Annotated in this window: 21 protein-coding genes; 10 read left to right on the top strand and 11 right to left on the bottom strand. The window is 59.4% G+C overall.

Annotated elements, in window-relative coordinates:
• Positions 1-4: 4 nt before the first annotated feature.
• The 8 genes from paaC to NOR97_RS16820 all read right to left on the bottom strand — a co-directional run bounded on the left by paaC (position 5) and on the right by NOR97_RS16820 (position 6,827).
• Positions 5-763 carry a 1,2-phenylacetyl-CoA epoxidase subunit PaaC gene (gene paaC / locus NOR97_RS16855; protein ID WP_170346878.1) on the bottom strand — a complete coding sequence of 253 codons (759 nt, stop codon included), beginning with the start codon at positions 761-763 and terminating at the stop codon, positions 5-7.
• On the bottom strand, positions 763-1,047 hold the full coding sequence (gene paaB / locus NOR97_RS16850; protein ID WP_050604311.1) for a 1,2-phenylacetyl-CoA epoxidase subunit PaaB: 285 nt from the start codon (positions 1,045-1,047) through the stop codon (positions 763-765). Before paaB ends, paaC begins: the two co-directional genes overlap by 1 nt.
• A 23-nt stretch (positions 1,048-1,070) precedes the next feature.
• Positions 1,071-2,048 carry a 1,2-phenylacetyl-CoA epoxidase subunit PaaA gene (gene paaA / locus NOR97_RS16845; protein WP_152460123.1) on the bottom strand — a complete coding sequence of 326 codons (978 nt, stop codon included), beginning with the start codon at positions 2,046-2,048 and terminating at the stop codon, positions 1,071-1,073.
• A 15-nt stretch (positions 2,049-2,063) separates the two neighbouring features.
• Positions 2,064-3,266, bottom strand: coding sequence for a 3-oxoadipyl-CoA thiolase (pcaF, locus tag NOR97_RS16840; protein WP_170346877.1), 1,203 nt, complete (start codon positions 3,264-3,266; stop codon positions 2,064-2,066).
• 233 nt (positions 3,267-3,499) lie between these two features.
• The gene (locus NOR97_RS16835) at positions 3,500-4,246 is read right to left on the bottom strand and encodes a PaaX family transcriptional regulator C-terminal domain-containing protein (RefSeq protein ID WP_257601223.1); all 747 of its coding nucleotides are present in this window, start codon (positions 4,244-4,246) and stop codon (positions 3,500-3,502) included.
• Positions 4,247-4,483: 237 nt separating this feature from the next.
• Positions 4,484-5,515 carry a sterol desaturase family protein gene (locus tag NOR97_RS16830; RefSeq protein ID WP_257601222.1) on the bottom strand — a complete coding sequence of 344 codons (1,032 nt, stop codon included), beginning with the start codon at positions 5,513-5,515 and terminating at the stop codon, positions 4,484-4,486.
• A gap of 98 nt (positions 5,516-5,613) precedes the next feature.
• Positions 5,614-5,826: a hypothetical protein gene (locus tag NOR97_RS16825; protein WP_257601221.1), complete on the bottom strand. Its 213-nt coding sequence runs from the start codon at positions 5,824-5,826 to the stop codon at positions 5,614-5,616.
• A 35-nt stretch (positions 5,827-5,861) separates the two neighbouring features.
• Positions 5,862-6,827 carry an NAD(P)-dependent oxidoreductase gene (locus tag NOR97_RS16820; protein ID WP_257601220.1) on the bottom strand — a complete coding sequence of 322 codons (966 nt, stop codon included), beginning with the start codon at positions 6,825-6,827 and terminating at the stop codon, positions 5,862-5,864.
• 131 nt (positions 6,828-6,958) lie between these two features.
• Here NOR97_RS16820 and NOR97_RS16815 point away from each other — a divergent pair, with 131 nt between their 5' ends.
• Positions 6,959-7,834: a LysR family transcriptional regulator gene (locus NOR97_RS16815; protein WP_257601219.1), complete on the top strand. Its 876-nt coding sequence runs from the start codon at positions 6,959-6,961 to the stop codon at positions 7,832-7,834.
• A 44-nt stretch (positions 7,835-7,878) separates the two neighbouring features.
• Here the strand turns inward: NOR97_RS16815 and NOR97_RS16810 are convergent, their stop codons facing one another.
• A complete protein-coding gene (locus NOR97_RS16810) occupies positions 7,879-8,784 on the bottom strand; it encodes a LysR family transcriptional regulator (protein WP_257601218.1) in 906 nt (301 codons plus the stop codon).
• Positions 8,785-8,873: 89 nt separating this feature from the next.
• Between NOR97_RS16810 and NOR97_RS16805 the strand changes: the two genes are divergently transcribed.
• From NOR97_RS16805 to NOR97_RS16790, 4 genes are read left to right on the top strand one after another with little or no spacing between them, the layout of a single operon-like run.
• Positions 8,874-10,049, top strand: coding sequence for a pyridoxal phosphate-dependent aminotransferase (locus tag NOR97_RS16805; RefSeq protein WP_257601217.1), 1,176 nt, complete (start codon positions 8,874-8,876; stop codon positions 10,047-10,049).
• Entirely contained in the window at positions 10,046-11,248 is a 1,203-nt protein-coding gene (locus NOR97_RS16800; RefSeq protein WP_170346870.1) for an acyl-CoA dehydrogenase, read from the top strand. The genes NOR97_RS16805 and NOR97_RS16800 overlap by 4 nt, the downstream gene beginning before the upstream one ends.
• 11 nt (positions 11,249-11,259) lie before the next feature.
• On the top strand, positions 11,260-13,449 hold the full coding sequence (locus tag NOR97_RS16795; RefSeq protein ID WP_257601216.1) for a thiamine pyrophosphate-dependent enzyme: 2,190 nt from the start codon (positions 11,260-11,262) through the stop codon (positions 13,447-13,449).
• Complete coding sequence (locus NOR97_RS16790) at positions 13,446-14,483, top strand: ACP S-malonyltransferase (protein WP_257601215.1); 1,038 nt, start codon at positions 13,446-13,448, stop codon at positions 14,481-14,483. The genes NOR97_RS16795 and NOR97_RS16790 overlap by 4 nt, the downstream gene beginning before the upstream one ends.
• A 97-nt stretch (positions 14,484-14,580) precedes the next feature.
• Here the strand turns inward: NOR97_RS16790 and NOR97_RS16785 are convergent, their stop codons facing one another.
• Together NOR97_RS16785 and NOR97_RS16780 are read right to left on the bottom strand one after the other, a co-directional pair.
• Entirely contained in the window at positions 14,581-15,453 is an 873-nt protein-coding gene (locus NOR97_RS16785) for an amidohydrolase (RefSeq protein WP_257601214.1), read from the bottom strand.
• Entirely contained in the window at positions 15,450-16,451 is a 1,002-nt protein-coding gene (locus NOR97_RS16780; RefSeq protein WP_257601213.1) for a nuclear transport factor 2 family protein, read from the bottom strand. Before NOR97_RS16780 ends, NOR97_RS16785 begins: the two co-directional genes overlap by 4 nt.
• Before the next feature lie 164 nt (positions 16,452-16,615).
• Here NOR97_RS16780 and NOR97_RS16775 point away from each other — a divergent pair, with 164 nt between their 5' ends.
• From NOR97_RS16775 to NOR97_RS16755, 5 genes are all read left to right on the top strand, one after another.
• Complete coding sequence (locus NOR97_RS16775) at positions 16,616-17,662, top strand: ABC transporter ATP-binding protein (protein ID WP_257601212.1); 1,047 nt, start codon at positions 16,616-16,618, stop codon at positions 17,660-17,662.
• 75 nt (positions 17,663-17,737) lie between these two features.
• Entirely contained in the window at positions 17,738-18,949 is a 1,212-nt protein-coding gene (locus NOR97_RS16770) for an ABC transporter substrate-binding protein (RefSeq protein WP_257601211.1), read from the top strand.
• 66 nt (positions 18,950-19,015) lie between these two features.
• Positions 19,016-20,038 carry a carbohydrate ABC transporter permease gene (locus NOR97_RS16765; protein WP_257601210.1) on the top strand — a complete coding sequence of 341 codons (1,023 nt, stop codon included), beginning with the start codon at positions 19,016-19,018 and terminating at the stop codon, positions 20,036-20,038.
• 1 nt (position 20,039) lies between these two features.
• On the top strand, positions 20,040-21,194 hold the full coding sequence (locus NOR97_RS16760) for a carbohydrate ABC transporter permease (RefSeq protein WP_171170237.1): 1,155 nt from the start codon (positions 20,040-20,042) through the stop codon (positions 21,192-21,194).
• A 127-nt stretch (positions 21,195-21,321) separates the two neighbouring features.
• Positions 21,322-21,852 carry an ester cyclase gene (locus NOR97_RS16755; protein WP_257601209.1) on the top strand — a complete coding sequence of 177 codons (531 nt, stop codon included), beginning with the start codon at positions 21,322-21,324 and terminating at the stop codon, positions 21,850-21,852.
• The last annotated feature ends 3 nt before the right edge of the window (positions 21,853-21,855 follow it).

Below are 21,855 nucleotides of genomic sequence, written 5' to 3'. Positions count from 1 at the left end.
GCTTTTACCACTTTGCTCCGGGATAGGCGCGTTGCAGCCATTGCATCTGCGTCAGCAGATGGCCCAGATGTTCGGTATGCATGCGCCCGTCGCGGCCGCCTTTATGGGCAAAACGGCTTTCCGGAATACTCAGCGTTGCCTGATTGAGGACCCGCTCAACCAGCGCGTCGTATTCCTCTCGCAAATCCGCCGGGTTCGGCGCGATACCTGCGGCGACCATCTGGGCGTCAACCTCGTCGCTGGCAAACATCTCGCCCACATAGGGCCACAGGTAATCCAGTGCGTCCTGCATCCGGGCATGGCTTTCCTCGGTTCCGTCACCAAGCCCCACGACCGTGTCGCCCGAACGTTCCAGATGGTAGGTAACTTCCTTGCTGGCCTTGGCGGCGATTGCCGCAACCCGCTGGTCCGAAGATGCCATCAGGCGTCCCAGCATGATCGAGTGCCACGCATCGAACAGGAATTGACGCATCAGCGTACGGCCGAAATCGCCGTTCGGCACCTCGACCAGCAACACGTTGCGGAAATCCCAGGCGTCGCGCAGGAAAGCCAGATCGTCGGCGCTTTTGCCACCATCGGCCTCTCCTGCAAGGCCCAGCCACATCTGGGTCTGGCCAATCAGGTCCAGCGCGGTGTTGGCCAGCGCTATGTCTTCTTCCAGAACCGGCGCATGGCCGCACCACTCACTGACACGATGCCCGAGGATCAGTGTGTTGTCCCCCATCCGCAGCAGGAATTGCAGAAATGCCTCATCCCGGGTCATCACATTGCCCCCACTTCATCGGGAATGTCGAAGAAGGTCGGGTGCCGGTACACCTTGCTTTCGCTTGGTTCGTACAGCGGGCCTTTGTCGCTGGGCGATGACGCCGAGATATTGTTGGCTTCGACCACCCAGATCGAGACGCCTTCGTTGCGGCGGGTGTAGACGTCGCGCGCGTTCTTGATTGCCATTTCCGCGTCAGGGGCATGTAGCGAACCGACATGTCGGTGGCTCATCCCATGCTGACCGCGGATGAAGATTTCCCACAGGGGCCATTCGGTATTCATCGGGTATCCTCCTCAGGGTAAGCTTATTCAGCAGCCAGATTGCCGGCCTTTTTCTTGCGGGCGTGGGCCAACAGCCCGTCACGGACCCACTTGCCGTCGTCCCATGCCTTGTTGCGCGCGGCCAGCCGGTCCACGTTGCAGGGGCCGTTGCCTTTGATCACGTCAAAGAACTCGGACCAGTCGGGTTCCGTAAAGTCGTAATGCCCCCGCTCTTCATTCCACTTCAGATCCGGGTCAGGGATCGTCAGGCCCAGATATTCAGCCTGCGGCACGGTCTGGTCGACGAATTTCTGGCGCAGCTCGTCATTGGTGTTGATCTTGATCTTCCACGCCATCGACTGGGCCGAATGCACCGAGTCCTTGTCGGACGGGCCAAACATCATCAGTGACGGGTACCAGAAACGGTTCATCGCATCCTGGGCCATCTTGCGCTGTTCCGGCGTGCCTTCGGCCATCTTGCGAATGGCATCGTACCCCTGGCGCTGGTGAAAGCTTTCTTCCTTGCAGATGCGGATCATCGCGCGCGAATACGGCCCGTAGGACGTTCTTTGCAGCGGCACCTGGTTCATGATCGCCGCGCCGTCAACCAGCCACCCGACGGCACCGATATCGGCCCAGTTCAAGGTCGGGTAATTGAAGATCGACGAGTATTTCATGCGGCCATCCAGCAGCATCTCGGTCAGCTCATCGCGGCTGACACCCAGCGTTTCGGCGGCACAATACAGGTAAAGACCATGCCCGGCCTCGTCCTGCACCTTGGCGAGAAGGATCGCCTTCCGCTCCAGTGTCGGCGCGCGCGTGATCCAGTTGCCTTCGGGCAATTGACCCACAATCTCGGAATGAGCGTGCTGGCCAATCTGACGGATCAGCGTCTTGCGATACCCGTGAGGCATCCAGTCCTTGGGCTCGATCTTGATATCCGCGTCGATCCGCGCCTGGAATTCAGCAAGCTTGTCCGGATCTTCATTCGACGCTTCGGATTCTACCATCTGAGCATACATGTCCCGTCTCCTCCGTTACACGCGTTCAAGTATAAGGGCCGCACCCTGCCCGACACCCACACACATGGTGCACAGGGCATAGCGCCCGCCGGTACGTTTCAATTGATAGGCCGCGGTCAGCACAAGACGCGCACCGCTCATGCCAAGGGGATGGCCCAGCGCTATCGCACCACCATTGGGGTTCACGTGGGCCGCGTCGTCGGGAAGACCCAGCTCGCGCAATGTGGCAAGGCCCTGAGACGCAAACGCCTCGTTCAGTTCGATCACGTCCATCTGATCAACGCTCAGCCCTGCCCGGGCCAACACCTTGCGGCTGGCCGGTACCGGACCGATGCCCATCACACGTGGCGCAACACCCGCAACCGACATGCCAACCACTCGGGCCATCGGGGTCAGACCGTTCTTGGCTGCTGCGGCCTCATTCGCCATCAGGATCGCCGCCGCACCATCATTCACACCAGACGCATTCCCCGCCGTCACAGTCTTGTCGGGCCCGTTCACACCTTTCAGACCCGCGAGTTTTTCGGCCGTTGTTCCCGGGCGCGGGTGCTCATCCGTATCAACGACAATCGGATCGCCCTTGCGCTGGGGAACCGAAACCGGGGTGATTTCATCCTTGAACACCCCAGCCGCGTGCGCGGTGGCCCAGCGGGACTGGCTGCGCGCGGCAAAGGCATCCTGGTCTTCCCGGCTGATACCATAGTCTTCGGCGACATTGTCAGCCGTTTGCGGCATGGAATCGACGCCGTATGCCTGCTTCATCTTCGGGTTCACGAAACGCCAGCCGATCGTGGTGTCGTACACCGCATTGCTGCGGGTAAACGCCGAACTTGCCTTGGGCATCACGAACGGCGCGCGTGACATGCTTTCCACGCCCCCCGCGATGGCCAGATCGTAGTCGCCCGCCTTGATGCCGCGCGCCGCCATTCCCACAGCATCCATGCCGCTGGCACATAGACGGTTCACCGTCGTTCCCGGAACGTCAATCGGCAAACCCGCCAGAAGAGCAGCCATACGCGCAACGTTTCGGTTGCTCTCGCCCGCCTGATTGGCATCGCCATAGATCACGTCGTCAACACTGGCCCAGTCGACCTGAGGGTTGCGCGCCTTCAATGCCGCCAACGGAAGAGCAGCCAGATCATCTGTGCGGACCGACGATAACGCCCCTCCGTACCGTCCGATCGGAGTGCGCGTCGCGTCACAAATGAAAGCGTCCATCTTAGAGTACTCCTGTTCCCACGGAACAATATCAACCGTCTGGTCGGTTAATAAATCCTCCCCTGATTCGATGCAAGACTTATGTTACTCAATCTTCTCACATGTCGCACATCCTGTAACATTAAAGGTGCCTTCTGACCGAAGCGGTTTTTGCGACGGCACAAAACAGCGCAGTCACTTTTTGATTATGGCAGGAAACCCAACAGCTCGCCCGAGCTTTGCCCCGCTGTGGGTCAGTCCATCAGCTCGGCTTCCAAGTTCGATAGCGAGGGGCGCGGCAGCCTTTCCAACAAGTGCGAGACAGCTTCTCTGCACGCCGCACCTTTCCAGTCGTCCGGCAGGAAAACCGGCGGCAGGCTTGGATGGCGCAGAACGATGCGTCGCCAGGCGTGCACGACCAGAACACGCAGAACCGCCGAACGCATCGGATCGCCCGCCCCCTCTGCGGGCAAAAGCCGCTCAACAACCTGAATGGCGTCCCAGAATTGATCATAGGCGGTTTTCAACGGCTCCGGCCCGCACAGGTCGCGAAGCCAGTTCGGGACGGAGATCGTGTCGCTCTCGAAACCCAGAAGCTCCTCAAGATCATCCGGCATCGGCCCGGGCGCCATGGCCGTGGACGCATTCAGCGAGAAGTAATCCCCTGTCAGCATCAGATCCGACAATTCCTTCCGGGAACTTTCCGAGTTGCTGGCGATAAGAACATGCCAGATATCCGGCATGTTCGAGTCGCGGGAATAGATACGCGGTGCGGCTGCAACGCTTTGACGGCGACCAAAGCTGGTCAGCCTGTGCACACTGTTCCGACCGACGCGCGTGCTTTCAATCCAGCCTTCCTTGCGCAACCGATGCAACGCAACCCGTGTGGCCTCGGCCCTGATCCCCGCCAGACGCGTAAGCGCCGTGATGAGTGATCCACTGATCTGATCCGACCCATCCTGCGCCAGATCGCCGAAAATCGTGACCAGAACTGACCACACCCGCTGGGTGCCTGTCGTAGTCAGCCGGCTGACACAGGATTCAAACCAATCTGGAGCAGTATCTTTCATTTGCCCAGTATAATCGGGCCCGAAGGAAATGCCATCCGGCCCCGCACGCCCAGTTTCGTACAGGGTCAGGATTTCGCCAACGGGGTCGGTTCAGTCAAGCGCTGTCGGGCAAAACAAGTGATCCGCCAAAGTGGTGCCACCTGTGCTCCGCCCGCGTTGCGCGCCGCTCTATTTGGCGTGCATGTCACGTTTGCGGTTGCGTGTTCGTTTCGTGGCCTCTTCCGAGCCGTCGTGATAGGTTCCGAACCACTTGTCCCAGGGCATTTCCGCGTTGCCGTAATTGCATTCGTAATACCGGTGATGCAACTGGTGGAAGAACGCCCCGATCAACAACGCCTGACGATCGCGCGCCCAGATGGCCTCGTACCCGGAATGAGACGAGGCGGCGCCCAGCATAAGCCAATAGCCCAGAAAGATCATGTGCACCGGGTGGCTGGGCAATACCAACACGATAAGGATGGCGCTGAGATACCCGAAAGCCTCGACGGGGTGCATCGACATGCCTGACCATGGGCCGGTGTTGACGTTGCGGTGATGCACGGCATGAACATGCTTGTAGATGAATGGCTGGTGCAGAAGCAGGTGTACAACGTAGAAATGAAAGCTCTGCCAGATCGCCAGGGTCGGGAACAGCAACACGAACCAGACCGGATGCGCCGCGAAGCTGAGCGTGGCGATATAGTTGTTGGCATACATCCAGCGCAGAAAGCACTCCAGCATCGACAGGAATGTCGCGCCAAAGACCATCGAATGGTAGATGTTGTCCCACGTCTGATAGCCGAACTTGTACAAAGCGTTCTTGCGCTTCATGTAAGGCCGTGGGTCGTATTTCAGCAGCTTTCCCTGCCCGTCGACCCCATAGAACCACATGCGCAGGCCACCGGCGATGATCAACAGCAGCACCCAGTTCCGAATGAATACCCATGACACCCAGCCCGGGGCAAACGAGGCCTGCCCGACACCGACGGGTTGTACCCAGAAGGCCACCAGGAAGGCCAAGGCCAGAAAGATCGAGCGGTCCGAGAACTGAAGCCAGTTCTGCCAAACCCATTTCGCCAGGACGCCGGTTTTCGGCGGCCAGTTCCAGTACGGGGCGTATTTCACCGGCAAGTTCGGGTGCCAATGCCATTCGCGGCTCATGGGGCCGGGCTCGGGGGGTGCTTTGGTGGTGTCCTGAGGGTTCCCATCTGGGGTCGTCACGTGATTGTCCTTTCCTGAATAAAGTCGCCTTTTTCAGGACCAAGCCGGAGGCGGCTCGTAAGGATGTTTGCGTGATGGCCGGCGATACATGATGTGACCTATTCGCGGGACGGGCGGCGGTTGTCGACCGCTTTGCGCGACCTGCCCCGCCCATCCGGTTTCTTGCGGACACCGGCACCGGAAAACGAACCGCTCCCCTCAGAAACGGCGGCACGAAAAACGGCCAGACGTTCCAGCCGATTTGCTTCAGGCGTGATGCAGGATCCGCCCATGTCGGCGAATGCAATGGCGCAAGAATGACGACCCGCCATGGCGTAGACCCGTTTCCTGCCCGCCGCGCACCGCCCTATTCGGCGGCCTTCAGGTCAGATCCTTGCGGGATCACTTCGTAACCGGGCTCTTCCGGTTCATCGTCCCGCATTTCCGATGGGAACCCCGGCGCGCGGATATCCAGCCCGGTTTTGTCTTCAAGCCGGCGGATGATGTTGGGGGAAAACTCACGAGGGCCGTATTTCTCGATCCCGTCCCTGAAAATCTCGATCATCAGCGGATTGATCTCCAGCGGCACCCCGGCGCGATCCGCGACCTCCTGAAACAGGCCGATATCCTTCAACACCAGGTCCATCGTGAACGAGATATCGCGAGATCCGTTTAGGATAACCTGGCTTTCGGTTTCATGCACGAAGGATGTCCCCGAACTGATCTTCATTGCCTCATACGCCGTGTTCAAGTCCATTCCGGCGGCCTTGGCGACGACAAGCGCCTCTGAACAGGTGATCAGGTTTGCGGTGGCCAGATAGTTGGTCAGCACTTTCAGCACCGAAGCAGATCCCAGCTCACCGGTATGAAGGATGCGACGCCCCATCGTGGTCAGAAAGGGCAGAATACGTTCGAACGTGGCGCGATCACATCCGGCAAAAATCGAAATGTTGCCGGTATCCGCCCGATGACACCCGCCCGAAACCGGACAATCGACGGCAGCGCCACCGCGTTCCTTCACCATCGCACCCAGACGCTTGACCTCTGCTTCATCCGTCGTGGACATTTCCATCCAGATTTTGCCCTCGGTCACTTCGGGCAGCATGTCCTGCATCACGGCGTCCGAAGCCGCCGGAGAAGGCAGGCAGGTGATGACCGCATCACAATCTCGCATCAGTTGTCCCGGATTCTCGGCAGCCTTTGCCCCGCGGTCGACGAAACCTGACACCAGGTCAGAGCTCAGATCATGTACGGTCAGATCAACGCCATTGCGCAGCAAACTGCCACTGAGTTTCCCGCCGACATTTCCAAGGCCGATGAATCCAACTTTCATACCTGCGTTCCCTTTCCGGTGGCCAATCAGAGGACCAGCACTGTTTTCCCTGATGAAATTTACGGGCGTTGAATGCAGCGTGTAAAACGAATAAACATCGCCGGTATCCATAAAATTTTTTGGTGCTGGAAATGTCCAAATCGCCCAATCTGGTCTGGCTGCGGTCTTTTGACTGTGCCGCACGGCATATGAGCTTTACTGCTGCGGCAGAAGAACTTGGCATCACACAGACGGCCTTGAGCCTGCACGTCCGCTCATTGGAAGCTCAGCTGGGCTGTCCTTTGTTCTTTCGCGCCGCGCGCAACCTCAGCCTGACAGAGGTCGGGCAGGCCTATGCGTTTTCAGTTCGGCGCGCCTTGGGCGATATCGACCTGTCAACCGCAAGCCTGTTTGGCTCCAGTCAAAAGCACGAGCTGGTCGTGCGTGTGCCGATTTCCACGGCCAGCTTGTTCCTTGCCGGCAGATTGCCCGAGTTTTCACGCACACACCCGGGTGTGTCGATCAGGTTGGTTTCAAATATCTGGGCAGAATCCGCAGGCAGGGAAAACGTCGATGTCGAACTGCGTTTGGGGAACGGGGAATGGAACGACGGGCCGTTCAGCAAGATCTCGGATGAGCGCATCGTTCCGGTTGCTGCCAGATCACGAGAACGGAAATGGCCTTCGACGGAAGAACTGCTGGTCAAGCCCCAGATACAGATCTTGGGATTTCAGGACATGTGGCACCGGTATTTTTCCGCTTTCGGCACAGAGTATTCTCCTGCGGCGTCTGCCTTCACCGTGGACACGACAATTGCCGCCGTGGACATCGTGGCGGAAGGTGGAGGATACGCGGTAATCCTTGAGCGCTTTGCCAGAACGGCAATCGAGGCCGGAAGATCCATCGCGATTGTCGGGGACGCCATTCCAATCGAACAGAGCCATTTCCTTGTCGATGGCCAGAGATCGAACGCGAACTCTGCGGCAAAACAGATGTTTGAAACCTGGCTCAAACAGGTTTTTGCCTGAGACGTGCCTGCGGGCAATGAGTTCGATCTTCTGTATTTGCCCAGTTACGCGCGTGCCCGCGTCTGCTTGCTGATCCAGTTTGCAAAAGCCTGAACCGCGTCGTTCTTCTGACCAGTTGGCGTCGCAATGTAATAGGCGCTGTTCGACGTGTTGGTGATCTGGCCGATTTCGGTCAGAACGCCGGACGCCAGCTCTTCTTCTATCAGGTAAGAGGGCAGAATGGCGGCACCCAAACCGACGACGGCGGCCTCGATCAGCATCGAGAACTGGTCAAACCGCATCCCCGGAAAAACCGCCCCCGGATCCAGCCCGAGCTGAGAGTGATAGGTGGACCACAGCTCGGGGCGCGAGGTCAGATGCAAAAGCGGCAGATCAAAGGTTTGCGCGCGGGTGTCCAGCCTGTGACGTCTCAGCAGCGCGGGTGCTGCCGTGACCACCAGATGCTCGGGGAACAACCTGCGCAGTTGCGCACCCGGCCAATCCTCCTGCCCGAAATGGATGGCCAGATCCATGCGTCGTTCTTCAAGGCTGAAAGGAGTCGTGTAGGAATGCAGATCCAGTTCGATCCCGGGATGGCGCGTTTTGAAATCCGGAAGGCGCGGCACCAGCCACCGTGTCGCAAAGGTGGGCAGGACGGCCAGGGTCAACAGCGACGCACCGTCTCCGGCTGCAATTGCACGGTTGATCGTACCACTGAGACGCTCAAGATCACCTGCCAGCTCGTCCCGCAAGGCCCGCCCCGCTTTCGACAGGCGCACGGCCCGACCGACCCGCCGAAACAGCGTAACGCCAATCGCGGCCTCAAGCTCTCGGACCTGACGGCTGATCGCGCTTTGGGTCACGCCAAGCTCCTCGCCCGCCATGGTATAGCTTTCATGGCGCGCGGCGGCTTCGAAACTGCGCATGAGCGCAAGAGATGGAAGTGAATTGATCCGGGGCATGACATTCATGAGTTTTAGTCACTGAAAGGATACTTATTGGCGTATTTTTATCAAGTGACTTTCTGGCTAGAACCGAACCTGTTTGCAGAGGAAGGTTCATGGTGTTCCAGCGCGCTGACCGGTTGAACGGTATCGAATTGTCGGAAATCGTCCAGATCTCAGAGACCGCCGCCCGCCTGCGCGTCCAAGGGCTTGATATTCTGGCGCTGTCAACCGGCGAACCGGACCTGCCGACACCGCCCCATGTGGTCGAAGCTGCGCATTCAGCGGCACTGGAGGGCAAAACCAAGTACCCGCCCACTGCGGGTGTGCCTGCGCTGCGCACGGAAATCGCCCGACAAGCGGGGGCCGAGATGGCTCAGGTCATCGTTTCAACAGGCGCGAAACAGGTGATCGCGAATGCCATGCTGGCCAGCCTTAACCCCGGCGACGAAGTGATCATGCCTGCACCTTATTGGACGAGTTATTCCGATATTGTCCGGATGGCAGGTGGGGTGCCGGTGGTTTTGCCCTGCCCGATGGAGCAGGGCTTCAAACTGCTGCCTGAACAATTGCAGGCCGCCATCACGCCGCGCACCCGCTGGCTGATGCTGAACTCGCCCTCGAACCCGTCGGGCGCGATTTATTCGAAGGCAGAACTTGCGGGGCTGGCAGAAGTGCTGGAGCACCACGCGCAGGTCTGGGTTCTGGCCGATGAGATTTATCGCCATCTCAGCTTTGCACCTTTCACGTCCGCAGCCGAGGCCGCCCCGGCGCTGACCCATCGCGTGTTGATCGTCAACGGTGTGGCCAAAGCGTGGTCGATGACCGGATGGCGCATCGGCTGGGGGATCGGACCGACCGATCTGATAAGCGCCATGATCGCTGTTCAGGGTCAGGTCACATCGGGGGCATGCTCGATCTCGCAATGGGCCTCGCTGGCCGCGATCCCTTGCGAACCCGAGTTGCTGGAGGAGCGTCGCGCCCTGTTTGTCGCGCGCCGCGATCTGGTCGTCGACGGGTTGAATGCCGTGCCCGGGCTGCGCTGTTCCACCCCGGACGGGGCGTTTTATGCCTTTCCGTCCTGCGCTGGCCTGCTGAAGGAACAAGGCGGGCCATTTGACAGCGACGCGGAATTCTGCACGTGGTTGCTGGAAGATGCCGGCGTTGCCCTGGTGCCCGGCCGCGCCTTTGGGATGCCGGGCCATTTTCGCCTGTCGTTCGCTTATGCCGAAGATACAATTGCAGCGGGCCTTGCACGTCTGAAAACCGCTGTGGAAAGGAAACTTGCATGAAACCTCAATCCGCCCCGCACCTTGGCCCCTTCACCTGGGACGACCCGTTCCTGATGGAAGACCAGTTGGCCGAAGACGAACGCATGGTTCGTGACGCTGCACATGCCTACGCGCAGGACAAGCTGCTGCCTCGGGTAACTGCCGCGTTTGCCAATGAAGAAACCGACCCGGCCATCTTTCGCGAGATGGGTGAGATGGGTTTGCTGGGGACAACCATCCCCGAGGAATATGGCGGCATTGGGTCCAGCTATGTGACCTATGGCCTGGTCGCGCGCGAGGTCGAGCGTGTGGACAGCGGCTATCGCTCGATGATGTCGGTGCAGTCCAGTCTGGTGATGTATCCGATTTACGCATACGGCACCGAAGAGCAGCGCCAGAAGTACCTGCCCAAACTGGCAACCGGCGAATTTATCGGCTGCTTCGGGCTGACGGAACCCGATGCCGGTTCCGACCCCGGTTCGATGAAGACCGTCGCAAGGAAAACCGAGGGCGGCTATGTGCTGAACGGGTCCAAAATGTGGATCTCGAACGCCCCGATCGCCGATGTGTTCGTCGTTTGGGCCAAGTCCGAGGCGCATGGCGGCAAGATCAAGGGCTTTGTTCTGGATAAGGGAACGGCGGGATTGTCGGCCCCCAAGATCGAAGGCAAGCTGTCTCTGCGCGCCTCGATCACCGGTGAGATCGTGATGAACAATGTCGAGGTCGGCGAAGACGCCCTGCTGCCCAATGTCGAAGGTCTGAAGGGCCCGTTCGGCTGTCTGAACCGTGCGAGGTACGGCATTGCCTGGGGGTCGATGGGGGCCGCCGAGGCGTGCTGGCACGCGGCCCGGCAATACGGGCTGGACCGCAAACAGTTCGGACGTCCGCTGGCGCAGACACAACTGTTCCAGCTGAAGCTTGCCAACATGCAGACCGAGATCACGCTGGGCCTGCAAGCCGCGCTGCGCGTGGGTCGCCTGATGGACGAGGCCCGCGCCGCGCCCGAGATGGTCAGCCTGATCAAACGGAACAATTGCGGCAAGGCGCTTGAGATCGCCCGTCATGCCCGCGACATGCATGGTGGCAACGGGATCAGTCAGGACTTTCACGTGATCCGTCACATGGTGAACCTTGAAACCGTCAACACCTATGAAGGCACCCATGATGTGCACGCCCTGATCCTGGGCCGTGCGCAGACAGGTCTGCAAGCCTTCGCCTAAGGACATCAGACATGGATCGCGCCGCAATCGTGCATGACAATTTCCTGCGCCGTGTTGCGGCGCGGGACTTTCCCGAAGGGTCCGCACCGGCCGGACCGCTGAGCGGTCATGAAGCCGTCGCGCTCTACAGGGCGCAATGCCTGAGCCGGGCGCTGGACCGGCAAAGCCGCGCGATGCAGAAGGCCGGTCAGGGGTTCTATACAATCGGGTCGTCCGGACATGAGGGCATGGCGGCCGTTGCCGCAGCCCTGCGCCCGACCGATCCGGCCTTTCTGCACTACCGCGATGCGGCCTTTCAGATTGCCCGCTCGGATCAGGTGCCGGGCCAAAGCCCGACATGGGATATTCTGCTGTCCTTTGCCTCGTCTTCCGAGGACCCGATCAGTGGCGGGCGTCACAAGGTTCTGGGATCGAAAGCGCTGTGCATTCCGCCGCAGACCTCGACCATCGCCAGCCATCTTCCCAAAGCGGTCGGCGCGGCATATGCCGTCGCCGCTGCACGGCGTCATCGCCCTGAGCATGCAGACATGCCCGAGGATGCCATCGTATTTTGTTCCTTCGGGGATGCCTCGGCCAACCACTCCACCGCACAGGGCGCGTTCAACACGGCGCAGTGGACGTCCTTTCAATCTGTGCCTCTGCCCCTGATGTTCTGCTGCGAAGACAACGGGATCGGCATCTCGACCAAAACGCCGAAAGGCTGGATCGCGGCCACTTTCGCCAACCGTCCGGGCCTGAAGTATTTCTCGTGCGACGGGTTGGATTTGTTCGACACCTACCGCGTCGCGCAACAGGCGGCCGACTATGTGCGCAGCCGAAAGAAACCCGCCTTCCTGCATGTTCGGACTGTTCGTTTGTACGGTCACGCCGGGGCCGATATGCCAACCACCTATATGCCAAAGGCCGAGGTTGAGGCCGAAGAGGCCAACGACCCGCTGCTGCATTCCGTGCGCCTGCTGGATCAGTGCGGCGCGATGAGCCCGGACCAGGCGCTGAGCGTCTACAATGATACCTGCGCCCGGGTCGCCCGCGTGGCCGATCAGGCCATCACACGCCCGCGCCTGCAAAACGCAAAAGAGGTGATGGCCAGCCTGATCCCGCCCGCACGCCCCTGCCCACCGACCAACGGCCCAACCCCCGAGCGTCGGGCCGAGGTGTTCGGCGGAGATCTCAAGGCCCATTCCGAACCGCAGATCATGTCGCGATTGATCAACTGGGCCCTGACCGATCTGATGCTGGAACATGGCGAGATCGTCATGATGGGCGAAGATGTAGGGCGCAAAGGCGGCGTTTACGGCGTGACCCAAAAGCTGCAAACACGGTTTGGCCCTGACCGGATGATCGATACGTTGCTGGACGAACAGTCGATCCTGGGCCTGGCGATCGGCATGGCTCAGAACGGGTTCACGCCAATGCCGGAAATCCAGTTTCTGGCGTATCTTCACAATGCCGAGGATCAGCTGCGTGGTGAGGCCGCCACCCTGCCCTTTTTCTCGAATGGTCAATACACCAACCCGATGGTCGTGCGCATTGCCGGGCTGGGGTATCAAAAAGGGTTTGGGGGACATTTCCACAACGACAACTCGGTCGCTGTATTGCGCGACATTCCGGGCCTGATCCTGGCCTGCCCGTCGAACGGTGCCGACACCGCGCGGATGCTGCGTGAATGCGTGCGCCTCGCGCGTGAAGAACAGCGGCTGGTCGTCTTCCTCGAACCCATCGCGCTCTACCCGATGCGGGACCTGCACGAGGCCGGGGATGGCCGCTGGATGCAAACCTATCCCGATCCTTCTGAAAGGATCGGCTTCGGCGAGGTGGGCGTGGACGGTGACGGTGACGATCTGGCCATCGTCACCTTTGGAAATGGCGTCTATCTCAGCCATCAGGCGCGCACGGCCTTGCAGGCCGACGGGATCAAGACACGGATCATCGATATGCGCTGGTTGTCCCCTTTGCCCAAAGCGGCACTGACACGGGCCGTAACCGGGGCCAAACGCATCCTGATCGTCGACGAAACCCGCCACCATGGCGGCGTGGCCGAAGCTTTGATGGCGCATTTCCACGAAACCACCGATGTGCCGCTGGCTCGTATTACCGCCGAAGACAGCTTTATCGCAACAGGCCCGGCCTATGCTGCAACCATGCCATCGAAAGACAGTATCGAAGCCGCCGCGCGATCCTTGATGGAGGCCGGCACATGAGTTCCGCCAAACAGACTGCCGTCGTCATCTGCCCTGGCCGGGGTACTTACAACAAACCCGAACTGGGTATCTTGAGCCGGCAATTCAGCGACAAGGCCCTGCTGCGGCGCTTTGATGACATGCGGCGCGCGCGGGGACAAGATACCCTCAGCGAACTGGACGGTGCCGCCCGATATTCCATTGCCAAGCACACGCGCGGCGACAATGCATCTGCTTTGATCTATGCCGCTACTCTGGGCGATTTCCGCGCCATCAACCCTGACAAAATCGAAGTGGTTGCGGTGACGGGGAATTCGATGGGCTGGTATTCGGCGCTGGCCTGCGGCGGTGCGCTGTCAGCCGAAGGAGGGTTCGAGGTGGTCAACACCATGGGCACTCTGATGCAGGAAAACATGATCGGCGGCCAATTGATCTATCCCTTCATGGATTCCGACTGGCATCCTGACCGGGTCCGCAAGGCAGAGCTGCTTGCCTTGGTGGATGACATTGACCGAACCGATGCAACGCTGACGCTGTCGATTGATCTGGGCGGCATGTTGGTGCTTGCAGGCGATGACGCCGGTTTGGCCGCGTTCGAAAAGGCCGTACCGGTGGTTCAGGAACGTTTTCCCATGCGACTGGCCAACCATGCCGGGTTCCATTCGCATCTTCAGGCTCCGGTCTCGGCGCAGGGCCGCACGCAACTGGGCGCTGGCCTGTTTCGGCAACCGGACCTGCCCCTGATCGACGGTCGCGGCCGGATATGGTGGCCCGGAGCGTGCGACCCGAATGCGCTTTGGGATTACACATTGGGCCACCAAGTGACCGAAACTTATGATTTCACCCATGCCATAGCGCAAGCCGCGCATGAGTTCGCACCGGATCTGTTCATTGTGACCGGTCCCGGCACCACGCTGGGCGGAGCCGTCGCACAAAGCCTGATCCTGACCAATTGGTCCGGACTGTCGGACAAGTCGACATTCCAGTCTCGCCAAAGAAACAGCCCGATTCTGTGTTCGATGGGAATGGATGATCAAAGGAAACAGGTGACATGAACCTGCGGGCCCGCCGGTCAGCCTCTGAGCCTGCGCGCCGGGATTGCCAAGCCGTCTCAGAAAACCGGTGCAGGGAGTCCAGTTGTCACGACCGTCGCTATTCAATGCGATAGAAACGTTCTGACGTACCGCGAAAGACGTCGTCCAGCATCGACCCCGGGATGAGTTTCTCATGCCGGGAAACGGCTTCCGTGTAGGTCGAAGTAAGGCTGTCGACCGGGAAATTCGATCCGAACATGCAGCGATCGGCGCCAAACTGGGACAGGCAAGTTGAAACGATCGGCGAGACACTTTCAGCGTTCCAGTTGTGGTCGAACATTCCCAGGCCGGAGAGTTTGCAAAAGACATGTGGCAGGTTTGACAAGGCCGTCAATTCATCTGCCCACCGTCGCAACCCTTGCGGAGTCCGGTCGTATGGTGACCCTGCGTGGCAAAGAGCGATCCGGGTCTCCGGAGCCTGTGCAAGGACATTCGCGGTTTGCCCCATCAGCTCAGGCAGCAGTTGAAGATCAAAGGAAAGACCGCGCGCACCCAGATTCACAAGACCTTCCAAGAATTTTGGGTCTTGCAGCAGGACGTTGGTCCCTGAAAGCGCGTCTTCACCCGGAGCCCGGCCAATTATCTGACGAACGCCACGCACTGAAGGCAGGGTTTGAAGACGGTCGAGCTGTGCATCCAGATCATCCGATGTCAGATCGCAGAATGCCACCTGCACCAACGGCCAGTCCGGGAACTGGTCGGCAACGGATTGTACCCACTGCGCCTCGGCCCAAGGGTCAGCGGCGCCGACCTGAATGTGAACCGAAGCGCCGAACCCCATGGCTTCGGCGTCCGCGCGAAACTCCGGCAGCAAATAGTCCCGCTGGATGGAAGACGGATCGCCGAAAAACCGAACGATACCTTTCTCTGTAAGCCAGGGGTAGTGCACGGCGGAAAGGTCCCACAGGTGGTGATGCGCATCTATCTTCATGATGCTTCGATCCCGGTGGTGCGCGCCAGAATATCCACACCCTGCCCTTTCCAGAAATGCAGCAAGTCGATGAAGATCCAGTTTTCGGCCAGCTTGTCTTCGACGCGGCGATAGATATCGATCACCCTGAATTCGCCGGGTTTGCCGGTGGCTGGCATCCCCATGAAACCCCCTGTGGGTGTGGCAGTGAAGTTGGGCCATCCAAAGAAGCCACCGTAATGCCCTTCGGCCAGACGGCAGACGTGATTGGTCTTTGACCGGTCCGTGAAGGCGGCGCGAAACGGGCCAGAGTGTTGCCTGGCATAGCGTTCTATCGTGTAGGTCGCGCCAATTCCTTCGGGGCCCCACCAGATCATGTCCTGATGCCACGTTCGCGCCAATTCTTCTTCCAGCGACAGTCCGCTGTCCCAACGACCCAGATCCGCAATCATCGCGTTGATGACCGCCAGCGTCTTTTCGCCTTCGTCTGCGGGTTGCTCATCAAGCAGCAAACCATCATGGGACCTCGGTCCGGGCTGCACCAGATGTGCCGCGGTCTGGGGCGGGAACGGGTTCTGGCCAGCCTGGACCATCAGGTGCGGGATGTCGAAATACATCGCCGTTTCGACAATTCTGCCGCCGGCCACCTTGTAGAACGCGCAATAGCGCAGGAATGCCATCTTGCCGGTCGGGCGAATACCCAGCCACGGTCGGTCGAACAGCCCCATCAGATGGCCCATGGCAACAACCCAAACGTCGGTTTCCTTGCGCAACGCGTTTTGCCCCGCAAACAGAATATCCACTCGGTTCTGCACGTGAGCAAGGCTGCCCTTCAGCGGTTGCCAGAATTGCCGGGCAACCTGTTCGGCGCCGTTGATTTCGTTGAACGGGTGAAAGCCGCGCCACCTCAAATCCGAAGCGCAGAATTGGCTCATCACCTTCGGAGTTTCCGTCACTGTGGCGGAGTCCAGTGCGGTGTGAAACGCAGAGACCAGTTTTTTTTCTGTCTGAAAGTTCACGGTTTTACCATTGTAGTCATAGTTTTGCGAGCGGCGTGAAGCCAGATTGAGTCGGATTTCCCCCGCCATTTTTGCATACGTATGCAAAAAAGTCTTGCCTGATTTGATACATGCGAATTACAGTTTTGCAAACGTATGCAAAACGATTCCTTGCAGGGGGCACCATGGCGGAAATTCAATTGCGGAACGTCGGCAAGCGATGGGGCTCATTCGTTGGGGTTCACAAGTTCGACCTGACGATTGCAGATCGCGAGTTTCTGGTGCTGCTTGGCCCATCCGGCTGCGGCAAGACAACCACCATGCGCATGATTGCCGGCCTTGAAGACGTGACGGAGGGCGAAATCCTTGTCGACGGCAACGTGATCAATGATCTGGAGCCCAAGGACCGCGACGTGGCGATGGTGTTCCAAAGCTACGCTCTGTATCCCAACATGAACGTTTACGAGAACATCCGCTTTCCGCTGAAAGTGCGTGGTATCGACCCGGCAACCCACGACGAAAAAGTGCGCCGCGCCAGCGCGATGGTTGAACTGGACGATTTTCTGCATCGCAAGCCAGCCGAGTTGTCGGGTGGTCAGAGACAGCGTGTGGCACTTGCGCGTGCCATCGTTCGCGAACCCAACGTGTTCCTGATGGACGAGCCGTTGTCCAATCTGGACGCCAAGCTGCGGGTTTCCACCCGGGCCCAGATCAAGAACCTGAGCCATGAGCTGGCCGTCACCACCATTTACGTCACCCACGACCAGATCGAGGCCATGACCCTTGCCGACCGCGTCGTCGTGATGAAACAGGGCGTGGTTCAGCAGGTCGGAAGCCCGACCGAAATCTATGACCGTCCCGCGAATACGTTCGTCGCCAGCTTCATCGGTTCACCTGCAATGAATTTGATGGATGGCGAAGTTGCCGGCGGAATATTCCGCGCCGAGCATGTCGAAATTGCTGTGGACGCACCGGATGGCCCAATGACACTGGGCTTCAGGGCCGAAGATGCCAGCCTTGCCGATGGCAAAGGTCAGATCACCGCTCCGATCTATACGCTGGAATTGCTGGGCGACGCGACCATGATCTCGGTTCGGGTCGGCGGAGCTCTGGTTTCGGTGAAAGCAGACAAAGCATTCCGCGCCGAGATTGGCGAAACGGTCTCGTTCTCGGTGCCGACGGAAATCTGTCACCTCTTCGAAGCTGGAAGCGGTGCGCGGATCGGGGGCTGACCCCACAAACGGCCCGCAAGGGCATAACGCCGGTCCGGACGTCGACGACGGACCGATCCTGACAGGGAGAAACCTATGAAACTCAAGACGATCCTCATGGCCGGTGCCATGTCCATCGCCGCCACCGGCGCGTGGGCAGATTGCGCCTTTGAAAACTATGTGCCGCTAAAATCACTGTCCGCCGGTTTTGAAGCCTGGAAGGCGGTCACCGATGCGATGGCAGAATGCGGCAATTTCAGCGCATCGCTGGATCAGGAATTCCGCGAAAAGCAACCCGAAGCATTTGCTGCGGATCCCGCACTTTATCAGATTGGCGGTGTATCGAACGCGACCCTGGTGCCGTTGCTGAACGCAGGCACGATCCGCCCGCTGGATGATCTGGTTGAAAAATACGGTCAGGATTTGCTGCCCAACCAGTTGATCAAGGTCGATGGCAAGACCATGGCCATTGCGATGATGGTGAATGCGCAGCACCTGATGTATCGCGATGATGTTCTGGCTGAACTGGGCATCGAAGAACCAAAAACCTATGATGACGTCTTGGCCGCGGCTGCCAAGATCAAGGAAGCCGGTGTCATGGACTATCCCATTGGTGGGACGTTCAAGACCGGTTGGAACCTCGGCCAGGAATTCGTCAACATGTACCTTGGCGAAGGCGGCTCGTTCTTTGGCGATGGCAACATGCCCGCGATCAACAACGAACAGGGCGTTGCGGCACTTGAGACATTGAAAGCCATGACCGAGTACATGGATCCGGAATATCTGGTTTCTGACTCGACCTATGTTCAGCAACAGTTCCAGCAGGGCAAGATCGCCATGGCGAACCTTTGGGCCAGCCGTGCAGCCGCGATGAATGACGAGGCCGAAAGCCAGGTCGTTGGCAAAGTCACCATGGCAGCCGCTCCTATGGGTTCGGCAGCGCCGGCAACCACCATCTGGTGGGATGGCATCGTTCTGGCGTCGAACATGAGCGACGAAGAAGCAGATGCCGCATTCCGCGTCGCGCTTGAGGGCATGGACAGCGAGATGGTCAGCGCAAACAACGACGTCGCTGTTTGGCTGAGCCCTGCCTATTCAGCGGGTGCTTTGGCGGCAGGAGCAGCAGCTTCGGCTGAAGCGGGTGCAAAGGCGTACCCGGCATCTGGCCCGATGGGCATCATGCACACTGCCCTGGGCAACGGTCTGGCCGACTACCTGACCGGCGCCAAGGATGCTCAGACAACGCTGGCCGATATCGAGGCGGATTACATCACTGCCGCGAAAGAAGCAGGTCTGATCAGCAACTGATCCTCCCGTGGGAGGGCTACGGCCCTCCCGCCCCTTCCCCTCGAGAGTCATGAGAAAGGCAGAGCCATGAATTACCGGACATTTGCCGCGTTTGTCGGCCCCTCTGTCTTTATGATGCTTCTCTTCATCGCGTTCCCGTTGATCAGCGTGTTCAAGCAGAGTTTCTATGTCACCCAGCCGATCTATGAGACTGTCGAAAAGGAAACCTGCACGCCCGGTTTCCTGACGCAGACCTGCGTGACCGAGATGGTTTCGCAGCCAAAGCTCGACGAACATGGCGAGGTCATTACCCAAACCCAATATGTCGGCTTGCAAAGCTATCGCAACGTGTTGGAGCCTGAACGCGCATGGCGCGCCATAAGCGACGGCAGTTGGCATGTGCTGTCTACGATCAACTTCTGGAAGGCGCTTCGGTTCACCCTGACCTTCACCTTGATCACTCTGCCGCTGGTGGTCGGGTGCGGGCTTGGAATAGCAATCCTGATAAACAATGCCGCGCGGTCCATCCGCGGGCCTGTGATCTTTGTGTCCCTGCTGCCCTTCATCATCACACCCGTGATCGGTGTGCTGTCGATCAACTGGCTGTTTCGGGGCGACGGTATCCTGACCGCTATGATGGAATGGTGGCTGAACCGGGACATCGCCTTGTTCGCCCAAGCCTGGACCATCGAGTTACTGATGATGCTCTACCGCGTCTGGCACGTGGCACCCTTTGCCGCCATTGTCTTCTATGCCGGGCTGCAAACGGTCAATCAGGACAGCCTGGAAAGTGCCGTGATTGACGGTGCGACCCGATGGCAGCGCCTGAAATACATCGTCATTCCACACCTGATGCCGCTGATCATCTTCGTGTCGATGATCCACCTGATGGACAGCTACCGCGTGTTCGAAGAGATCGTCGGTTTTTCAAGCCAGGGCTACGTCATCTCGCTGCAATGGCTGACCTTCGACTATCTGACGCCGGATCAGGCCGGCAACCGGTCGATCAGCCGGGCGTCCGCCAACTCGATGCTGACCATGATCGGTGTCGTCATCCTGCTTATCCTGCCGCTGCGCCGTACGTGGCGCGACCATAAAGGAGGTCACTGACATGTCCTCGCGTGCGCTTCGCCAGCCCTTCAGCCTGCGGTTGACCTCGAACATCTTCCTTGCGCTCTGGTGCCTGATCGCGGCCTTCCCGATCTTCTGGATCGTGGTGATGAGCTTCAAATCACCCGTCGATGCGTTCGACGGCAACGCGCTGAACGTGATCTTCGGGCCGGCCACGCTGAGCGTCGGAAAGGGCTTGTCACTGCTGGATATCATTCTGGGCATCGCGGTCATCTGGGGCACGATCCTCGTGGCGACCCGAACGTTACCTTCAATGGTCAGGTCCTACAGCAAACCCGGACAGGAATGGTTCGGCTGGCTGATCGGTGTGCTGGCCGTGCTGGTGGGTTTCCTGCTGGTGTTCTTCGTCGTCCTGCCTGCACTCCTGAACGTGTTGAACCCGCTGTTTGGCCCGCTGGGACGGGATGTGCTTGGTCTGACGACCGAGCATTACAAAACCGTCTGGATCGACCGGGGCTTTTCGAACAACTTCAAGAATTCGCTGATTGTCACAACGGGCGTGGTGACCGTGTCGCTGACCGTGGGCACGTTGGCAGGCTACGGTCTGGCCCGGTCAGGGTCGACTTTGGCCTTCTGGATCCTGATCGTTGCACTGGTGTTCCGAGCCCTGCCACATTCGGTTCTGGTGGCGGGCTATCTGCCGGTTTTCATCAATTCGGCCGAATGGCTCAGCCCGATCCTGGGGGAAAACGCACCAACCCTGTACGGCAAACCCTTCGCTGTGATCGCGGTGCTGGTCGCGATCAATCAGCCCTTCACGATCTGGATGCTACGCTCGTTCTTCCAGAACATCCCGGCCGAATTGGACGAGGCCGCCCGCGTGGATGGGTGCAGCCACTTTCAGGCCTTCCGCCGTGTCATCATGCCGGTGATGTGGCCGGGTGTCATAACCACAGGGCTGTTCAGCTTCCTGCTGGCGTACAACGATTTTCTGGTCACCGCGCTGCTGCTTGATGCGCAGAACCAGACCATGGTTCCCGCCATCGTCGGCATGTTCAACCGCGAGACCACGACAACCGATCAGGTCGTTGCGGTTGCCGCTGCCGTGTCGATCACCGCGCCACTGATCTTCCTTGTCCTGATTTTCCAACGCCAGATCGTCAGCGGTCTGACAGCCGGGGCGGTGAAAGGCTGATGAGCAAGAACGCCCGACATAACGCCATGTCGCGCCACCCGGCGCTGAACAGGATGCCAAGGGACTTTCTGAGCATTGGGGCCGCACGTCCCAATCCCTTCCCTCGGCAACCTGAAAGGATAGAAAGATGAAAGGTTCCCGTCCCGAACAAGCGGTTCTGACCCGCGACACGGACATGAGCAAAACCGACGACACGCGCCGCGTGATCGAAACAATGGTGGATGGTCTGAATGACCACCGCATCGATGACATCGGTGAATTCTTCGCCGAAGGTTTTCGCTGGATGGGCAATCAGGGCTGCGGCACCAAGACCGGCCTGCAAGAGTTTCAGGACAATTGGCAGCGCCCGTTTCAAGCCGCGTTTTCGGATAAGGTCTGCGTTGACGAAGCGCGCCTTTACATGGGTGAATGGGCCGCCGCGTTTGGCCGTCAGGAAGCCACGCATTCCGGCGAGTTTCTGGGCATCGCCCCCACGGGCAGGCGTGTCGAGATCAGGTACATGGACTTCTGGAAAGTGGTCGACGGCAAGATCGTCGACAACTGGGTGAATGTCGACTTTGCCCACGTTGCGGCTCAGCTGGGCGTGGACCTGTTCAACGGCGAAGGCTGGGAAGCATTTGACCGGGGCGAGAAGACTCCGCCCCGGCCGGAAAACTGAGGA

The organism is Ruegeria sp. YS9 (assembly GCF_024628725.1).
Lineage (GTDB): Bacteria > Pseudomonadota > Alphaproteobacteria > Rhodobacterales > Rhodobacteraceae > Ruegeria > Ruegeria atlantica_C.
The sequence above is the reverse complement of the archived record's forward strand: the minus strand, read 5'-3'. Positions and strand labels throughout refer to the sequence as shown.

What these genes read in the sequence shown, in the direction of transcription:
- paaC (WP_170346878.1), bottom strand. Translation starts at nt 763, where the DNA reads ATGACCCGGGATGAGGCATTTCTGCAATTCCTGCTGCGGATGGGGGAC.
- paaB (WP_050604311.1), bottom strand. Translation starts at nt 1,047, where the DNA reads ATGAATACCGAATGGCCCCTGTGGGAAATCTTCATCCGCGGTCAGCAT.
- paaA (WP_152460123.1), bottom strand. Translation starts at nt 2,048, where the DNA reads ATGTATGCTCAGATGGTAGAATCCGAAGCGTCGAATGAAGATCCGGAC.
- pcaF (WP_170346877.1), bottom strand. Translation starts at nt 3,266, where the DNA reads ATGGACGCTTTCATTTGTGACGCGACGCGCACTCCGATCGGACGGTAC.
- NOR97_RS16825 (WP_257601221.1), bottom strand. Translation starts at nt 5,826, where the DNA reads ATGGCGGGTCGTCATTCTTGCGCCATTGCATTCGCCGACATGGGCGGA.
- NOR97_RS16820 (WP_257601220.1), bottom strand. Translation starts at nt 6,827, where the DNA reads ATGAAAGTTGGATTCATCGGCCTTGGAAATGTCGGCGGGAAACTCAGT.
- NOR97_RS16815 (WP_257601219.1), top strand. Translation starts at nt 6,959, where the DNA reads ATGTCCAAATCGCCCAATCTGGTCTGGCTGCGGTCTTTTGACTGTGCC.
- NOR97_RS16810 (WP_257601218.1), bottom strand. Translation starts at nt 8,784, where the DNA reads ATGAATGTCATGCCCCGGATCAATTCACTTCCATCTCTTGCGCTCATG.
- NOR97_RS16805 (WP_257601217.1), top strand. Translation starts at nt 8,874, where the DNA reads ATGGTGTTCCAGCGCGCTGACCGGTTGAACGGTATCGAATTGTCGGAA.
- NOR97_RS16800 (WP_170346870.1), top strand. Translation starts at nt 10,046, where the DNA reads ATGAAACCTCAATCCGCCCCGCACCTTGGCCCCTTCACCTGGGACGAC.
- NOR97_RS16795 (WP_257601216.1), top strand. Translation starts at nt 11,260, where the DNA reads ATGGATCGCGCCGCAATCGTGCATGACAATTTCCTGCGCCGTGTTGCG.
- NOR97_RS16790 (WP_257601215.1), top strand. Translation starts at nt 13,446, where the DNA reads ATGAGTTCCGCCAAACAGACTGCCGTCGTCATCTGCCCTGGCCGGGGT.
- NOR97_RS16785 (WP_257601214.1), bottom strand. Translation starts at nt 15,453, where the DNA reads ATGAAGATAGATGCGCATCACCACCTGTGGGACCTTTCCGCCGTGCAC.
- NOR97_RS16775 (WP_257601212.1), top strand. Translation starts at nt 16,616, where the DNA reads ATGGCGGAAATTCAATTGCGGAACGTCGGCAAGCGATGGGGCTCATTC.
- NOR97_RS16770 (WP_257601211.1), top strand. Translation starts at nt 17,738, where the DNA reads ATGAAACTCAAGACGATCCTCATGGCCGGTGCCATGTCCATCGCCGCC.
- NOR97_RS16765 (WP_257601210.1), top strand. Translation starts at nt 19,016, where the DNA reads ATGAATTACCGGACATTTGCCGCGTTTGTCGGCCCCTCTGTCTTTATG.
- NOR97_RS16760 (WP_171170237.1), top strand. Translation starts at nt 20,040, where the DNA reads ATGTCCTCGCGTGCGCTTCGCCAGCCCTTCAGCCTGCGGTTGACCTCG.
- NOR97_RS16755 (WP_257601209.1), top strand. Translation starts at nt 21,322, where the DNA reads ATGAAAGGTTCCCGTCCCGAACAAGCGGTTCTGACCCGCGACACGGAC.